This is a genomic window from Amycolatopsis sp. CA-161197 (assembly GCF_050942255.1).
Classification (GTDB): domain Bacteria; phylum Actinomycetota; class Actinomycetes; order Mycobacteriales; family Pseudonocardiaceae; genus Amycolatopsis.
The window spans coordinates 3,392,581-3,408,795 of sequence record NZ_CP192059.1 but is presented as its reverse complement, the minus strand read 5'-3'; the positions used below and the strand labels follow the sequence as shown (position 1 = coordinate 3,408,795).

Annotated in this window: 15 protein-coding genes; 5 read left to right on the top strand and 10 right to left on the bottom strand. The window is 70.8% G+C overall.

Features of this window, described 5'->3' with window-relative positions; all coding sequences use genetic code 11:
• Window position 1: 1 nt before the first annotated feature.
• Window positions 2-1,852 carry an exo-alpha-sialidase gene (locus tag ACQPXB_RS16270; protein ID WP_432852830.1) on the top strand — a complete coding sequence of 617 codons (1,851 nt, stop codon included), beginning with the start codon at window positions 2-4 and terminating at the stop codon, window positions 1,850-1,852.
• A gap of 50 nt (window positions 1,853-1,902) precedes the next feature.
• On the opposite strand, the gene ACQPXB_RS16265 is transcribed toward ACQPXB_RS16270, so the two are convergent.
• The gene (locus ACQPXB_RS16265; protein WP_432852827.1) at window positions 1,903-2,649 is read right to left on the bottom strand and encodes a sulfite exporter TauE/SafE family protein; all 747 of its coding nucleotides are present in this window, start codon (window positions 2,647-2,649) and stop codon (window positions 1,903-1,905) included.
• A gap of 435 nt (window positions 2,650-3,084) precedes the next feature.
• Window positions 3,085-3,819 (bottom strand): GntR family transcriptional regulator, encoded by a 735-nt coding sequence (locus tag ACQPXB_RS16260; RefSeq protein WP_432852824.1) that lies wholly within the window; start codon window positions 3,817-3,819, stop codon window positions 3,085-3,087.
• Window positions 3,820-4,012: 193 nt separating this feature from the next.
• Here ACQPXB_RS16260 and ACQPXB_RS16255 point away from each other — a divergent pair, with 193 nt between their 5' ends.
• On the top strand, window positions 4,013-4,825 hold the full coding sequence (locus ACQPXB_RS16255) for a class I SAM-dependent methyltransferase (protein WP_432852821.1): 813 nt from the start codon (window positions 4,013-4,015) through the stop codon (window positions 4,823-4,825).
• A 345-nt stretch (window positions 4,826-5,170) separates the two neighbouring features.
• On the opposite strand, the gene ACQPXB_RS16250 is transcribed toward ACQPXB_RS16255, so the two are convergent.
• Window positions 5,171-5,953 carry an SGNH/GDSL hydrolase family protein gene (locus ACQPXB_RS16250; RefSeq protein WP_432852818.1) on the bottom strand — a complete coding sequence of 261 codons (783 nt, stop codon included), beginning with the start codon at window positions 5,951-5,953 and terminating at the stop codon, window positions 5,171-5,173.
• 264 nt (window positions 5,954-6,217) lie between these two features.
• Here ACQPXB_RS16250 and ACQPXB_RS16245 point away from each other — a divergent pair, with 264 nt between their 5' ends.
• A complete protein-coding gene (locus ACQPXB_RS16245; RefSeq protein WP_432852815.1) occupies window positions 6,218-7,120 on the top strand; it encodes a PRC and DUF2382 domain-containing protein in 903 nt (300 codons plus the stop codon).
• A 67-nt stretch (window positions 7,121-7,187) separates the two neighbouring features.
• On the top strand, window positions 7,188-8,267 hold the full coding sequence (locus tag ACQPXB_RS16240) for an LLM class flavin-dependent oxidoreductase (RefSeq protein WP_432852812.1): 1,080 nt from the start codon (window positions 7,188-7,190) through the stop codon (window positions 8,265-8,267).
• Here ACQPXB_RS16240 and glgC read toward each other — a convergent pair.
• From glgC to ACQPXB_RS16220, 4 genes are all read right to left on the bottom strand, one after another.
• The gene (glgC, locus tag ACQPXB_RS16235) at window positions 8,264-9,481 is read right to left on the bottom strand and encodes a glucose-1-phosphate adenylyltransferase (RefSeq protein WP_366585371.1); all 1,218 of its coding nucleotides are present in this window, start codon (window positions 9,479-9,481) and stop codon (window positions 8,264-8,266) included. The two genes, ACQPXB_RS16240 and glgC, sit on opposite strands and share 4 nt — an antisense overlap.
• Window positions 9,478-10,635, bottom strand: coding sequence for a glycogen synthase (gene glgA / locus ACQPXB_RS16230; RefSeq protein ID WP_432852809.1), 1,158 nt, complete (start codon window positions 10,633-10,635; stop codon window positions 9,478-9,480). The genes glgC and glgA overlap by 4 nt, the downstream gene beginning before the upstream one ends.
• 70 nt (window positions 10,636-10,705) lie before the next feature.
• On the bottom strand, window positions 10,706-11,350 hold the full coding sequence (locus ACQPXB_RS16225; RefSeq protein ID WP_386951952.1) for a hypothetical protein: 645 nt from the start codon (window positions 11,348-11,350) through the stop codon (window positions 10,706-10,708).
• A 61-nt stretch (window positions 11,351-11,411) separates the two neighbouring features.
• The gene (locus ACQPXB_RS16220; protein ID WP_366585365.1) at window positions 11,412-12,224 is read right to left on the bottom strand and encodes a putative protein N(5)-glutamine methyltransferase; all 813 of its coding nucleotides are present in this window, start codon (window positions 12,222-12,224) and stop codon (window positions 11,412-11,414) included.
• Between the two features lie 376 nt (window positions 12,225-12,600).
• On the opposite strand from ACQPXB_RS16220, the gene ACQPXB_RS16215 reads away from it, so the two are divergent.
• On the top strand, window positions 12,601-13,407 hold the full coding sequence (locus ACQPXB_RS16215; RefSeq protein ID WP_366585521.1) for a PaaX family transcriptional regulator: 807 nt from the start codon (window positions 12,601-12,603) through the stop codon (window positions 13,405-13,407).
• Here the strand turns inward: ACQPXB_RS16215 and fdxA are convergent.
• Genes fdxA through boxB form a run of 3 tightly spaced genes read right to left on the bottom strand, consistent with a single transcriptional unit; the run spans window position 13,404 to window position 16,214 of the window.
• On the bottom strand, window positions 13,404-13,742 hold the full coding sequence (fdxA, locus tag ACQPXB_RS16210; RefSeq protein ID WP_432852805.1) for a ferredoxin: 339 nt from the start codon (window positions 13,740-13,742) through the stop codon (window positions 13,404-13,406). The genes ACQPXB_RS16215 and fdxA overlap by 4 nt on opposite strands.
• Before the next feature lie 21 nt (window positions 13,743-13,763).
• On the bottom strand, window positions 13,764-14,771 hold the full coding sequence (locus tag ACQPXB_RS16205; protein ID WP_432852802.1) for an NAD(P)/FAD-dependent oxidoreductase: 1,008 nt from the start codon (window positions 14,769-14,771) through the stop codon (window positions 13,764-13,766).
• 21 nt (window positions 14,772-14,792) lie between these two features.
• Window positions 14,793-16,214 (bottom strand): benzoyl-CoA 2,3-epoxidase subunit BoxB, encoded by a 1,422-nt coding sequence (boxB, locus tag ACQPXB_RS16200; RefSeq protein ID WP_432852799.1) that lies wholly within the window; start codon window positions 16,212-16,214, stop codon window positions 14,793-14,795.
• Window position 16,215 lies beyond the last annotated feature (1 nt).

Below are 16,215 nucleotides of genomic sequence, written 5' to 3'. Positions count from 1 at the left end.
CATGAGACCGATCATCCGCTGGGCACTCGCGTTCGCGGTGCTGGTGTCCGGCGTGAACGCGGCGGCGGCCGCGCAAGCCGCGCCGGCACCGGTTCCGCAGTTCGACCAGCAGGTGCTCTTCAACCCGCACCAGGAGACGGGCTACGCCTGTTTCCGCATCCCGGCCATCGTCCGCAGCACGCACGGCACCCTGCTCGCTTTCGCCGAGGGCCGGCGCGACAACTGCGGCGACACCGGCGACATCGACCTCGTGCTCAAGCGCTCCACCGACGGTGGGCAGACGTGGTCGCCGCTGCAGGTCGTCAACCCCGGTGGCGGCGACACACACGGCAACCCGGTGCCCATCGTGGACAGTCGCACGGGCCGGATCGTGCTGATCACCACGTACAACAAGGGCCGCGACGACGACAAGGCCTGCGACGTGCCGTGTCCGCGGACGCCGCACTCGCAGTACAGCGACGACGACGGCCTGACCTGGTCGGCGCCGGTCGACATCAGCGCGCAGGCGAAGCTGCCCGCGTGGGACTCGTGGTACGCCTCGGGACCGGTGCACGGCATCCAGCTCGCGAAGGGCCGCCACGCGGGCCGGCTGGTGTTCGGCGTGAACGCGGAACGCAGCGACGGCACCAATTCCATCGAGAACCTCGCGGCGCTGATCTACAGCGACGACTCCGGGCGCAGCTGGCACGTCGGCGCCGTCGACAGCTACCCGCATCCGGTGGGCGGCACGTATGCCCAGAAGCCTTCGGAGGTCAGCGTCGTCGAGCTGCCGGACGGCACGATCTACGCCGGCGGGCGCGAACAGGGCGGCACCGACGTCGGCAACCGCGACTACGCGCTGAGCCGCGACGGTGGCCAGACGTTCAGCAAGCGCTTCACCACCATCCCCGACCTGGTGACACCGATGGTGCAGGGGTCCCTGCTGCGCCTGCAACGGCCGGGCGGCGAGCGCATCCTGTTCGCCTCGCCGTCGGACACCGACCGCCGGCGCTGGATGATGGTCCGCTCGTCCTACGACAACGGCCGCACGTGGGAGGACGCGGAGCAGGGCACCCGGGTGACCAGCGACTGGTCCGGCTACTCCGACCTCGTGCAGCTGAGCGGCCCGCTTGAGCGTGACGCGAAGATCGGCCTGATGTACGAGGGCGGCGCGGTCGACGCCCGTGACGAGATCCGCTTCGCGCGCTTCGACGAGAACTATCTGGGGTGGCAGCGTTCCGCCGGCCCGACGACCCCGGACGTGGCCCGGCCCGGCGCCGTCGCATACGTGCTCGGGGGTGCGTCGGTGTCCCACGGCGCGCTGCAGCTCGACGGGGTCGACGACTTCGTGCGGGTGCCTTTCGATTGGTCGCAGCTGCCGGGTTCGGGTGACTTCACCTTCACGACGTCGTTCGACTACGGCGCTTCGAAGGACCCGCAGGCGTTGCTGTGGCTCGGCGGCATGGGCACCACGGCGCCACAGCTGTGGCTGCGTGGTGAACCCGCGTCGCACCGGCTCATCGCCATGATGACCACGGCGGCGGGCAGCAAGTCGGTGACCACCACGCAGGCCTACGACGACCAGCAGTGGCACCACCTCGCGCTCGAACGCACCGGCGGCCGGCTGAAGATCTGGGTCGACGGCGTGCTCGCCGCGGCCGGACCGGACTCGCCCGGTTCGGTCAGCGAGACCGTCTCGTTCCAGCTCCAGCTCGGCGAACGGCTCGACGGCGCCTACCACTTCGCCGGCTCCCTCGACGACACGCGGCTCTACCGCCGGGCGCTGTCAGAGTCCGAAGTGGACGCTGTCGCGGCCGGCCGGACGGTGCGCCCGGGTCCGGTGGTGCAGCTGCCGTTCGACCGGTTGCGCTGAGGTTCTGTTCTGGTGAAGGGCGCCTTGAGGGACCTTCCTCAAGGCGCCCTTCACTGCTTCAGCACCAGATAGGGCGCCACGGCGACCAACGCGACCACGAGCGCGATCCGCAGCCGTTTCGTCGGCAACGCGTGCGCGATCTTCCAGCCGACGACCACCCCCGCCAGCTCCGGCACCCCGACGACGGCCGCCAGCCGCCAGTCGATGGCCCCGCTCGCGAGATACCCGACCGCCCCGGCCGTCGCGATCACCACCGACTGCACCTGCGCCGCCGCCAGCGCCTCCAGCATCGGCAGCCCCACCACCACCAGCACCGGCACGGTCAGCATGGGCCCACCCACACCCACCAGCCCCGCCGCAACCGCCACCGCCGCGCCGATCCCCAGCACCAAACCCGCCGACGGCTCCCGCTCCGCCGCCGGCCGCCGCACCACCACCAACGCCGCCACCACAACGGCGAACACCCCGAGCACCACCCCGAACCACCGCGCGGACACCAGCGAATTCAGCAGCACCCCCACCGGCGTCCCGACAACGGCGACACCCGCCAGCAGCACCGCGACCCGCCTCGTGTGCCGCTCCCGCAACTGCCCGGACCGCACATAGGCCGCGCTCCCGGCCAGCCCCGTCGCCACATGCGTCACGATCGCCGTCCCGGCCACCTGCGCCGGCCCCAACGGCGTCAGCAAGAACAACGCGATCGTCGGCAGAACCCCACCCGGCCCGATCGCCGTGATCCCGATCCCGCCGGCCAGCCCGAAAAGCGCCAGCAGAACGTCGGTGGTCACGCTCGTCATGCCCGTCCCCCGGCCAGGACCGCACCCGACCGCGCCGGCAGCCACACCCCGCCGCCCACCGCCTTGCGCGCGGGGGCCGGCCGCCGCGCGCCAGATCGAACCGCAAAGCGAGACCATGCACGGCAGCCGATCGCCAAACGCCCCATGCCAGCATCCCGGGCAAGACCTCGGAACGCCCGCGGCACTGCGCCGCCGGCCGTCCTGCGGCGCGCAACCGGCCGCAGCGAACCGAACCGCGCCGCGAATCGAAGCCATGCGCGGCAGCCAATCGCCACACCCGTCATGTCGGTCCCCCGACCAGGACCGCACCCGACCGCGCCGGCAGGCGGACCGACCGCGTTCCACCGCTCGCCGTCGTGCGGCGCGCGACCGGTCGCGGCGAGCCAGGCCGAGCCGCGAAACCAAGCCGGGCGTGGCAGCCGATCGTCGTGCTCGTCATGCCGGGCCCCGGTGCAGTGTCGCGCGCAAGGTGAGCCGGTCCGCGCGGATGTGGAGGGTTTCGGCGTCGACGGGGCGGCCGTCGTCGAGGTGGGTGAGGCGGTCGAGGGCGAAGACGGCCGTGCCGGGGGTGATGTCCAGCAACGCGGCGGTGTCCGGGCCGGCGGTGACGGCGTGGACCACCACGTCGGCGCGGCCGAGGCGGCGGCCGCTGGTTTCCTCGATGAGGGCGAACAGGTCGCGGCCCGCGAGGTCGTGGTCGAGCAAGGGGACGCCGATGTCGGCGGTCAGGTAGGTGGTGTCCAGTGACAGCGGCGCTCCGCCGAGGCGGCGCAGGCGTTCCAGGTGAACGACGGGCGCGCCGGGGACCAGCGCCAGCCGCTCGACGATGGCGGGCGGGGGCGTGACGATGGCGGCCGAGCGGACCTCGTTCACAACGTCGCCGTAGCCGTCGAGGGCTTCGGCGAGGCCGGCGAGCCGGTCGAGTCCGTGGCCGTACTTCGGGTGCACCACCAGCGTGCCGACGCCCTGTCGACGCTCCACGAGGCCTTCGGCACGAAGCAGGCCAAGGGCTTCGCGCACAGCGTTGCGGGTGGCGCCGAGCTGGGTGCCGAGGGTGTGCTCGTCGGGCAGCGGGCCGTCGTCGAAGGCGCCCGCGGTGATGCGCTGGCGCAGGACGTCGGCGATCTGCCGGGCACGCTCGGCGCGGGGCCGCGAAGACGAAGGTTCCACCTGCGCGACCGTACCCGGATCCGCATTACGCCAGAGTTACGCCACCCACCCTGACCTGCGTAAACTCGGTGACCAGCGGCAAAGACCGAAACCTGAGGAGTTCCGCCACCGCCGCCGGATCGCAACCCGGCAGACCTTGCGAAAAAGATCTATCTGTGCTATCCTTGCACTATTCTTGAGCTAGGGTCGGCCCGTGACCGAACCCAGCTTCACGGCCCTCACCGCGGCCGCCGCTCGCGCCGCGCACCTGATCGTCGACGCGGAGCCCAAGATCTTCACCGACGAGTTCGCCGCACCCCTGCTCGGCGACTACGGCGACCAGCTCCTCGCCTACCACCGCGCCAACCCCGAAGACCCGATCCTCGCCGGCGGCCGCACCCAGGTGCTCTGCCGCAGCCGCTACGCCGAGGCCCAGTCAGCGCCCCAGAGCGTGGTCCTCGGCGCCGGCCTCGACACCTCCGCGTACCGCGCGCCGCACACCCACGTGTTCGAAGTGGACCTCCCGCGCACGCAGGAGTGGAAACGCGCACAGCTGGCGAACGCGGACCTCCCCGAACCCGCGAACCGCACCTTCGTCCCGCTGGACCTCACGACCGGCGACCTCCTCGAAGCCCTCGTCAAGCACGGCTTCGACCTCGCCCGCCCGGCACTGGTCAGCTGGCTCGGCGTCACGATGTACCTCACCGAAGCCGCCATCACCCGCACGCTGCGCGCCGTCGCCGGCCTCGCCCCGGGCACGCAGCTCGTCGCCGACTACGTGCTCCCGGCGCCCCTGCGGGACGACGCCGGCGCGCACTACGCCGACGCCGTCTCCCAGGTTGCCGAACGGGCCGGCGAACCCTGGCGCAGCTGCTTCTCCCCCGCCGAGCTCACGGACCTGCTGCGGGACAACGGCTTCGGCACCGTCCGGCACGTCCACCAGCGCGACCACGACGTGTGGCCGCGCCGCGACGCCCTGCGTCCCACGGAGCTGTTCGTGCTCGCCCACGCGAGGGTCCAGCTGTAGTGCCGCCGGGCGCTGGGTGGGTGGCCGTCGAGGGCGGTGCGTGCCCGGTGGTGGTTGCAGGCGTGGAGGAAGCCGGGTACTGCTTCGACTCGTTCGTGTGAGCTGGTGAAGGGTTGGGCGTCGGCCCATTCTTCGGTGAGGGCGTCGTGCCAGGCGCGGGAGCGGCGGTAGGTCAACGCGTTGCCGGTCATGAGGCGTTCGATGCGACGGTGGGCCACGAAGACCTCCGGTGTGATCGCTGATGGCGTCAGACACCAGCACCCCACACGGAGGTCTTCGTCGTGATCGACCCGACGCGCCGCTCGACCGTCAACAACGTCCATGGTCACCACAGCTGGCGGAACCTCAACCGCAGATGCTGCCCAGGCTCGAGGTCCAGCCCCACCACATGCCGTACTCGGCGAGGTTGCCCGCGTCGTTGAGGTGGATGTTGTCCGACGTCCACGGGCTGGGGTTGGGCAGGTTCGCCGAGCCGGCCGGCGGGATGTACTGGCGCATGTCCACGAGCGCCGTGCCCTTCGCGACCGCCGTCTGGTAGATCACCGACGCGTACTGGTCCCAGGTGTACTTCTGGGTGTTGCCGCCGTACGGGTTCGGCGTCCACTTGAGCTGGGCGTAGATCGACATGAGGATGTCGACACCCCCCGGACGGGAGGCGCGGATGCCGTCGATGACGTTGTTCAGATCGGTCTGGAACTTCGCCGGGTCGACCTGCGCCCACAGGTCGTTGCCGCCGAGGTCGACGAGGACCAGGTCGGGCTGCTTGGCGGCCATGTCGGCCATCGCGCCGGTCGTGCCTGCCCAGCGGCCGCCGGGCAGGTAGTCGGCGGCGAGGGCGCCGTTGTGCGAGTAGTTCTGCACGTTGGTCTGCCACTGGGCGCGGAGGCTGTCCGCGAACTTCGTGGTCCAGCCGTAAGTGGTGGAAGACCACGTGTCCGTGGTGGACTGGTAGCCGGTCGAGCCGTAACCCGTGTCGGCCGAAGTGCCGATGATGGCAACGTTGGCCTTACGGGCGCACCAGCTTCTTTCCTGGGCGGCGTCGGCGGAGGTGACCACCGTGGACATGCCGATGCCGAGAACGATCAGGGTCAGGACCGCGGTGAATCTGGCGATCGTGGTTTTGCGCATCGTCGGGGGACCTTTCGGGGATGCGGGAGCGTCTGCGCCTGAATCGCTCCACACCGGACAGTTGTTACCCGATCAGGTGAGCTTCGGCTGCGAACCGCGATCGTCCGGGCAGCCGGTATGCCCGCGCGTGACCCCGAACGAAGTGCACGAAACGTTTTCTTTCCGGGGTCACCCACCGGCACAACGGAGAGTTGCCGTGATCGACGACACGTCCGACGGTGGAGATCACCAGCGGAAATCCCCGTGAGAGAGGACGTGAGTGTCATGGCCGGCACCCTGCAGCCCCAGCAACTGATGGACAGCGCGGTGGTGGACCCGGATGGCAACAAGATCGGCAAGGTCGGCAACGTCTACCTCGCCGACACCACCCGGGAACCCGAGTGGATCACCGTGAAAACCGGGTTGTTCGGCAGTAAGGAGAGCTTCGTGCCGCTCTCGGGCGCGAACGTCGACAACGACGGGATCCACGTGAACGTCGCGAAGGACCAGGTCTCGGAGGCGCCGCGGATCGACGCCGACGGGCACCTGTCGTCCACGGAGAGCGCCGAGCTTTACCGCCACTACGGCCTGCCGATGCCGCGCACGGCACCCGACGCGAATGCGGGCCGGAGCAACCAGGACAGGGCCGCGGGCCGCGGGAAGCAGGACACGGCGGCCGGCCGGGGCAAAATGGACACCGCCGATCGCGGGAAGCAAGGCATGGCGCCCGGTCGGGACAAAATGGACACTGCCGCCGGCCGCGGCACGCACGGTCGTGGCGAGCGCTCGATGGCCGACGCCGGCTCGGGCACCCGCGGCGAGGAGATGATCCGGTCCGAGGAGCGCCTGCACGTCGGTACCGAGCAGGTGGAGACCGGGCACGTGCGGTTGCGCAAGTACGTCGTGACCGAAGAGCAGCAGGTCACGGTCCCGGTGAGCCACGAGGAGGTCCGCCTGGAGCGCGAGCCCATCACCGAAGCGCGCGGCGGGACCGGTCGCGCCGAGGTGGGCGAGCAGGAGCAGGACGTGGTGCTGCACGCCGAGAAACCGGTCATCAGCAAGGAAACCGTACCCGTCGAGCGCGCGCGGCTGAACACCGAGACGGTCACCGAGGAGCAGACCGTGACGGGCGAGGTCCGCAAGGAGCAGTTCGACGTGCAGGACGACGCCGGGAAGCGCAAGCACTGACGCCCGGAATACCCGCCTCCCGCTCCCGGTTCAGTTGATGCATCAACTTCGGGAGCGGGAGGCGGTCATGCAGTTCGGGATCTTCACGGTGGGCGATGTGGCGCGCGACCCCGTGTCGGGGCAGACGCCGAGCGAGCACGAGCGGCTCAAGCGCATGGTCGAGACCGCCGTGCGCGCGGAGCAGGCCGGGCTCGACGTGTTCGCGATGGGTGAGCACCACAACCCGCCGTTCGTGCCGTCCTCGCCTACGACCGTGCTCGGGTTCATCGCCGCGCAGACCAGCCGCATCCTGCTCTCGACCTCCACGACGCTCATCACCACCAACGACCCGGTGAAGCTCGCCGAGGACTACGCGATGCTCCAGCACCTCGCCGACGGCCGCGTCGACCTCATGATGGGCCGCGGCAACACCGGCCCCGTCTACCCGTGGTTCGGCAAGGACATCCGCGACGGGATCGCGCTCGCGGTGGAGAACTACGCCCTGCTGCGCCGGCTCTGGCGGGAGGAGCTCGTGGACTGGGAAGGCAAGTTCCGCACCCCGCTGCAGGGCTTCACCGCCACCCCGCGCCCGCTCGACGGCGTGCCCCCGTTCGTCTGGCACGGCTCGATCCGCAGCCCGCAGATCGCCGAACAGGCCGCCTACTACGGTGACGGCTTCTTCCACAACAACATCTTCTGGCCCGCGGACCACACGCGGCGGATGATCGAGCTCTACCGCACCCGCTTCGAGCACTACGGCCACGGCACGGCCGAGGAAGCCATCGTCGGGCTCGGCGGTCAGACGTACCTGCGCCCGAACTCCCAGGACGCGATCCGTGAGTTCCGGCCGTACTTCGACCACTCCCCCATCTACGGCGGTGGCCCGTCGCTCGAGGAAACGATGGACCAGACCCCGCTCTCGGTCGGCAGCCCGCAGCAGGTCATCGAACGCACCCTCGCGTTCCGCGACTACGCCGGGGACTACCAGCGCCAGCTCTTCGCCGTCGACGGCATGGGGCTGCCACACAAGGCGGTGCTCGAACAGATCGACATCCTCGGCGAGCAAGTGGTTCCCGTGCTGCGCGCGGAGTTCGCCAAGAATCGACCGGCGAACGTCCCGGACGCCCCGACGCACGCCTCCCTCGTGGCGGCGGCCGACCGGGCCTAGATCGCCGATTCTCCCTTGCCCAGCACCACGATCCCGCCCGGGCTCACGTGGTAGTGCTCGCGGTCGCGGGCCAGGTCGACGCCGATGTGGGCGCCCGGCGGGACGACGACGTTCTTGTCGAGAATCGCCCGGCGCACCACGGCGCCGCGGCCGATGCGGGCGCCGTCCAGGATCACCGAGCCCTGGACGACCGCGCCGTTTTCGACGACGACGTCCGGGGAGAGCACGGAGTCCACGACCTGCGCGCCGGAGATGATGCAGCCGTTGCTGATGATCGACTGCCCGGCGGTGCCGCCCTCCACGAACTTCGCCGCGGCGCGCTGTCCCGGGTAGGACAGGATCGGCCACTTGCGGTTGTAGAGGTTGAAGATCGGGTACGTCGAGATCAGGTCGGTGTGGGCGTCGTAGTAGCTGTCGATGGTCCCGACATCACGCCAGTAGCCGTGGTCGCGCTCGCTCTCACCGGGGACGACGTTGCCGCTGAAGTTGTAGACGGCCGCCTGGCCCTTGTCCACGAGCGCGGGGATGATGTCGCGGCCCATGTCGTGTTTGGACCCGACGTTCTTCGAGTCCGCGTGCAGCGCGTCGAGCATCACCTGCGTGGTGAACACGTAGTTGCCCATCGACACGTACGCCTCGTCGGGCGAGTCCGGCAGGCCCGGCGGGTCCTGGGGCTTTTCGAGGAACGCGTCGATCTTCGTGCCGTCGCCGGTCTGGATCACGCCGAACGCGCTCGCCTCCGCGCGCGGCACGCGGATGCCCGCCACGGTCACGCCGGCGCCCGACGCGATGTGCTCGTCGATCATCTGGCGCGGGTCCATGCGGTAGATGTTGTCGGCGCCGAACACCGCGATGTAGGCGGGAGACTCGTCGTAGACCAGGTTGAGGCTCTGGTGGATCGCGTCGGCGCTGCCCTGGAACCACCGCGGGCCCAGACGCTGCTGCGCGGGCACCGGCGTCACGTACTCGCCGGTCAGCGAGGAGAGCCGCCACGTGGTGGAGATGTGGCGGTCGAGCGAGTGCGACTTGTACTGCGTGAGCACGCAGATCCGCCGGATCCCGCCGTGGACGAGGTTGGAGAGCACGAAGTCGATGAGGCGGTGCACCCCGCCGAAGGGCACCGCGGGTTTGGCCCGGTCGGCCGTGAGCGGCATCAGCCGCTTGCCCTCGCCACCGGCCAGCACGATCCCCAGGACATCCGATCCGTCGATCACGAAACCCTCCCGCACGCCTCGTAGATCGCGACCGTCCTCGCGGCGATCGCCGCCCAGCCGAACTCTCCCACGGCGCGGTCGCGCCCGGCCAGGCCCAGCGCGGCGGCCCGGGCGGGATCCGCGACCAGCTCGTTGATCCGCCGCGCGAGCCCCGCCTCGAACGCCGCGGTGTCGTTCTCGTCGTAGTGCACGAGCAGTCCCGTCGCGCCGTCGTCGACGACCTCGGGGATCCCGCCGACGTCGCTGGCCACCACGGCCGTGCCGCACGCCATCGCCTCGAGGTTCACGATGCCCAGCGGCTCGTACACCGACGGGCAGACGAACACCGTCGCGTGCGTCAGCAGCTGCACGACCTCGGGGCGCGGCAGCATCTCGGGAATCCAGTGCACACCGGTGCGCTTCTCCTGCAGCTGCGCGACGAGGCCGCGGAACTCGGCGTCGAGCTCCGGTGTGTCGGCTCCGCCGGCGCACAGCACCAGCTGCACGTCCTCGGCGAGCTCCGAGCCGGCGCGCACGAGGTGCGGCACGCCCTTCTGCCGCGTGATGCGCCCGACGAACAGCGCGTACGGCCGGTCCGGGTCGATGCCGTGCTTGGCCAGCACGTCACGGCCGGGGTCGGGACGGTAGAGCGTGGTGTCGATCCCGTTGTGCACCACGTGCACCCGCGAGGGGTCGACGGCCGGGTACGCGGTCAGCACGTCTTCGCGCATGCCCGCGCTCACGGCGATGATCGCGTCGGCCGCCTCGTACGCGTCCTTCTCGATCCACGAGGACACGCGGTAGCCGCCGCCCAGCTGCTCGGCCTTCCACGGACGCAGTGGTTCGAGCGAATGCGCGGTGATCACGTGCGGGATGCCGTGGGCGAGCTTCGCGAGGTGGCCGCCGAGGTTCGCGTACCAGGTGTGGCTGTGGGCGAGGTCGTGCCCGGCCAGCGCGTCGGCCATCGACACGGCGATGTCCATGGTCGCGAACGCGGTCTGGGCGTAGCCGTGGAGGTCGCGGTGGCCGTGGGCGCCGTCGTCGCGGTCCGGTCCCCAGCAGTGCACGTCCAGGTCGACCAGCGACCGAAGTTCGCGGGCGAGGAACTCGACGTGCACCCCCGCTCCACCGTAGACGTCCGGCGGGTACTCCCGGGTGAGCAGGCCGACCTTCATGCCCCGACCCTAAACGGCGCGGCCCGGGAAGTGCAGTACGGGGAAGCGACCAATCCGTGTCGTGATCGACTCACTTCGCGTTCGTCCCGATGACCGGACCGATCCGGTCGGCGGCGGGCAGGCGCAGCCCGTGGTGCGCGAGCTCGCGCGCGGCCAGGTCCGCGACGACGTCGGGATCGCGTTCGCGCCAGCCCGTGGTGAGATCGCCCGCGCGGACCTTGCGCGGCAGGGGCCGCGTGACGAGCGCCCGCAACGCGAGCAGGTCGAGTCCTTCGGCGCCCTGGCGACGCAGCCGGGCCGCCGCCGTGGCGCCGCGCGTGAAGCGCCACCGCAGCGGCAGCCACGAGACCAGCAGGAACACCAGCGGCACGGAGACCACCAGCACAGCGAGCCACCACGCGAGGTCCTCGACGGCCGTGATCTGCCAACGGCCCGCGTCGGCGAGTTCGGTGCCCGCGGCCGAGCCGGAGTGCAGCGCGTCGGCGAGCGGGTGGCCGATCAACGGCACCTGGCCGGCCTTGTCGGCGGCCGAGTCGAACGTGGCGCGCAGCCCGGAACCCGCGTCGACGAGCCCGTCGCCCGGCGCGCGCAAGCGCATCACCTCGTCGTACACGCGCACGGCCAGCCACACGGCGAACGCGAGCAGCCCGAACGCGAACACGTCGCTGAGCACTTGCGCGGTGCGGCGGACCGGGCGGTCGGCGTAGACCTTCATCGGGGCCCCTCACTCTCGCGGCCCCGGCCAACTACCCGGGCCGCCACCCGGCGAATCACGATTACTCCTTGTGCAGCAACGGCTTCCGCTCGCCGACGACCACCGTCGCCCCGAGGTCTTCCGACTCTTCGACCCACGCGCGCAGCCCCACCTGCGCCAATGCCGCGACGGCCGGCTCCGCCTGCCGCTCGCTCGTCTCGAACAGCACGCGGCCGCCGGGCGCCAGCCACTGCGGCGCCTCCGTGACGACGCGCCGCAGCACGTCGAGCCCGTCGGCTCCCCCGTCCAGCGCCACGAGCGGCTCGTGCTCACGCGCCTCGGGCGGCAGCAGCGCGACCTCGCCGCTGGGCACGTACGGCACGTTCGAAATCAGCACCTCGACGCGGCCGCGCAACCGCTCGGGCAAAGGTTCGAACAGGTCACCTTCGTAAACCGCACCGTCGACGTTCGACCGCGCACACCGCACCGCCACCGGATCGACATCTGCTGCGTGGAGTTCCACACCGGGCACCTCGGCCGCCACCGTCGCCCCGAGCGCGCCGGACCCGCAGCACAGGTCGAGCACGACCGCGCCCGGCCGCGCGAACCCGGCCGCCAGCCGCACGAGCAGCTCCGTGCGGTGCCGCGGCACGAACACGCCCTCGGCCACCACGAACCGCCGCCCCGCGAACTCCGCCCAGCCGACCACGTACTCCAGCGGCTCGCCCTCGACGCGCCGCCGCACCAACGTCTCCAGCGCCGCCGCGTCCCCCGCCGCCGCCTCGCCGAGCACCCGCGCCTCCTCCTCGGCGAACACACAGCCCGCCGCCCTCAACCGCGCGACCACCGACTCGACATCCCCGGACCCGAACAACCAGAAGCCTTTCCACCACACGAAGAAACTGCTCGAACCCCGGCAATCGACCACTGTAGTGACCCTCGGCCTTCGGCAGTGGCGTCCCCTGGCGGGTCGCAGCGGCCTTCGGGATCGAGCGCAGCACGATCACCGGGCTCGGCATCGGCACCGATCCCGCGAACGCCCGGCGGAACTGGAAATCTCGATGCTCTGAAACGCTCAGCCGCCGGCACGAAAACGTCCGGGGAAATTCAGCCAGGAGGCCTTGCCAGGAGAGCAACCGTTCTCCCCCGGGTCGCACGCTCAGGCACCGTCAACCGGGTAATCTGACCAGACGCTTGTACCAGTTTTTCTCCCGGAAGGCGGTGATCCGCAGGTGGCGGCCACCCGGCCCACCGTCTCGCGACGGCGCGAACTGGCGCACACGAGTGCGCGGTCGCTGCTCATGACGGTGCTCGGCGAGTACGTGCTGCCTCGCCAGGAGCCGGTCTGGACGTCGTCGCTGGTCGACGCCCTCGCGTTGTTCAAGGTCGAGGAGAAGTCGGCCCGCCAGGCGCTCGCCCGCGCGTCCGGCGAGGGCTGGCTGAAGTCCGAACGCGCGGGCCGGCGCGTGCGCTGGCTGCTGACGCCGCCGGGGCGCCGTCTGCTGAGCGAAGGCGCCGAGCGCATCTACGGCTTCGGCCGGCAGACCGGTGAGTGGGACCGCACGTGGCTGGTGCTGCTCGTGTCGGTGCCCGAATCCCAGCGCGACCTGCGCCACCGCATGCGCACGCGGCTGAGCTGGGCGGGCTTCGGCTCGCCCGCGCCGGGTGTGTGGATCAGCCCGAACGTCGGCGCGGAACCCGAGGCCGCCCGCCTCGTCGCGGAGCTGACCGACGGCGGCCAGGCCATGTCGTTCGTCGCGAGCTACGCCGAGATCGGCGACGAGCAGCAGATGGTCGCGCGCGCCTGGGACCTGCGCGAGCTCGAACACCACTACGAGCGCTTTATCGACGAGTTCACCGGCCTCGCGCCGCGCTCGGGCGAGGCCGTGCTCCTCGCGCAGACGCGCCTGGTGCACGAGTGGCGCCGCTTCCCGTTCCTCGACCCGGACCTGCCGCGCACCCTCCTGCCCGACCGCTGGAGCGGCACGCAGGCGGCCGAGCTGTTCCACACCCGCCACACCGAGTGGCGCGACGAGGCCCAGCACCACTGGGACTCCTTCGTCGAGAGCGGCGGCTAGCGCGGGTCGTACTCGGCGACCAGCGCCGTGTCCGCGCCGGTGGGGCCGAACGACATCGCGCCGCCGGGCTGGCCGATCGGCGCGTCGCGGCCGGGCAGGGCTTCGGTGAAGAAGCGGCGGTTGTCCTCGGCGAAGGCGGCGTACTCGTCGGGCACGTGCCGGTCCTGCGAGATCGCCTCGACCGGGCACGCGGGTTCGCAGTTGCCGCAGTCGATGCACTCGAACGGGTTGATGTAGAGCTTGCGCTCGCCTTCGTAGATGCAGTCGACCGGGCACTCCTCCATGCAGGAGCGGTCGGTGACGTCGATGCACGGTTCGGCGATGACGTACGGCATGTTGTTCTCTCCCAACGGTTTTCAGACGCGAGCGGGGGCGGGCTCGTCGGTGGAGTGGCCGGGGAAGACCGGCGCGGCGGGGTCGAGGTGGTGCGCGGCGTTGTTCACGGCCGTCGCCGCTTCGCCGAAGCCGACGGCGATGAGCCGCACCTTGCCGGGGTAGTCGTTGATGTCGCCGGCGGCGAAGATGCCGGGGACCGAGGTGGCCATGGCCGCGTCGACCGGGATGTGCCGGCGGTTCTCGACGTCGATGCCCCACTTCAGCAGCGGCCCGAGGTTGGCGGTGAACCCGAGCGCGGCGATGATCCGCCCGCACGGCAGCGTCCGCGCGCCTTCCTTGCTCTTCAGTTCGACGCCGAGGACTTCCGGCCCGCCGAGGACCCGCGAAACTTCCGCGTTGACGACCAGCTCCACGCCGAGCTCGCGCACGGCGGCGACGGTCGCCCGGTGCGCGCGGAAGGTTTCGCGCCGGTGCACGAGCTTCACGGACTTCGCGACCGGGTGCAGTGCCAGCGCCCAGTCGAACGCCGAGTCGCCGCCGCCGACGATCACCACGTCGGTGCCGGCGTAGTCGTCGAGGTGGCGCACGAAGTAGGCCAGGCCGATGCCCTCGAATTCGGCCGCCGGGACGAGCGGGCGGGGGGTGAAGGTGCCGATGCCGCCGGTCACGATCACCGCGCGCGCCTCGACGCGCGTGCCGAGGTGCGTGGTCACGGCGAAGCTGCCCGGGCCGCGCTCCAGCACGTCGGCGCGATGGCCGAGCAGGTACCGCGGCCCGAACGGCGCGGCCTGCGCCAGCAGCCGCTCGATCAGGTCGCGCCCGCGGACGGACGGGAACCCTGCGACGTCGAAGATCTGCTTCTCCGGGTACATCGCGGTGATCTGCCCGCCCGGCTCGGGCAGCGAGTCGACGACCGCGACCGACAGGCCGCGGAAGCCGGCGTAGTAGGCGGCGTAGAGGCCGGTGGGTCCGGCGCCGACCACGAGCACGTCGGCGCGGACGACCGGCGGAGTGTCCGGAGTGGACATTCTGCGCTCCTCGGGGGTGCCTCAGGGAAGGTGGACGTACTCGTACTCGAACGGCCGGCCGTTGATCCCGTTGCCCGGCGGCGCGACCCAGCTCGCGATCTTGCCGCGCTCGTACACCGGGTGCATGAGCGAGCGGACGAACGCGAGGTCCTCGTCCGTCGGCAGCCAGTTGCGGCGGTTGGCTTCCCACGCGGCCTCGTCGACGATGGTGCCGTCGGGCGTGATGTGGTGCCCGGCATTGAGGCCGACCTGGCGGTTGAAACCGGGGTGCGGCAGGGCGAAGCGGAAGTCGATGCCCGCGTCGGCGAGGATCTTGTTCCAGCGGTTGAGGCCGTTGCGGCAGTCGGCGATGTACTCGCCGCGCAGGTCGAGGTTGAGCGCGAGCAGGGTCTGCACTTCCTCGGTGTCCCAGGTGCCGTCGGCGCGCGGGCGGTCGAGGAAGGTGCTGTCGGCGGTGAGCTGGTGATCGTCCTTGCGGCGGGTCTCGTGCCAGCGGCCCTTGAGCCCGGCGGTGTAGTAGTTCGCCGCGTTGGTGGAGGTTTCGCTGCCGAACAGGTCGAGCGAGACGGTGTAGTGGAAGTTCAGGTAGCGCTGGATGATGTCGAGCGGGATGCCGCCGTGCGAGGCGATGTCGAGCGTGTCGTGCTCCCGGATCAGCTCCGCACTGCGGGTCACCACGCGGTCGATGCCGGTGGTGCCGACGAACATGTGGTGCGCTTCCTCCTTCAGCATGAACTCGCAGGTGCGCGAGAGCGGGTCGAAGGAGGATTCCTTGAGCGTGCCGAGCTGGTACTTGCCGTCGCGGTCGGTGAAGTAGGTGAACATGAAGAAGGCCAGCCAGTCGGCCGTTTCCTCGTTGAACGCGCCGAGGATGCGCGGGGTGTCGGGGCTGCCGGAGTTGCGGAAGAGCAGGCCTTCGGCCTCCTCGCGGCCTTCGCGGCCGAAGTAGGCGTGCAGCAGGTAGACCATGGCCCAGAGGTGGCGGCCTTCTTCGACGTTGACCTGGAAGAGGTTGCGCAGGTCGTAGAGGCTGGGCGCGGTGAGGCCCAGCAGGCGTTGCTGCTCCACGGACGCCGGTTCCGTGTCGCCCTGGATCACGATCAGGCGTTGCAGATCCGCTCGGTACTCCCCCGGAACCTGGTGCCACACCTCGGTTCCCGCGTGCTCGCCGAACGCGATGCGCCGGTCCGGGTCGCGCTCGGCGAGGAAGATGCCCCAGCGGTAGTCGGGGACGTTGACGTGCCCGAAGTGGGCCCAGCCTTCGCGGCCCACGCTCACGGCCGTGCGCAGGTACACGCCCTGGGTCTCCAGCGTCGGGCCCATCTCGCCCCACCAGTTGAGGAACTTCGGCTGCCAGCCCTCCAGCGCGCGCTGCAGCCGGCGGTCGTCGGCGAGGCCGACGTTGTTGGGGATCTTGCCGGAGTAGTCGATCTTCTCGGGCACG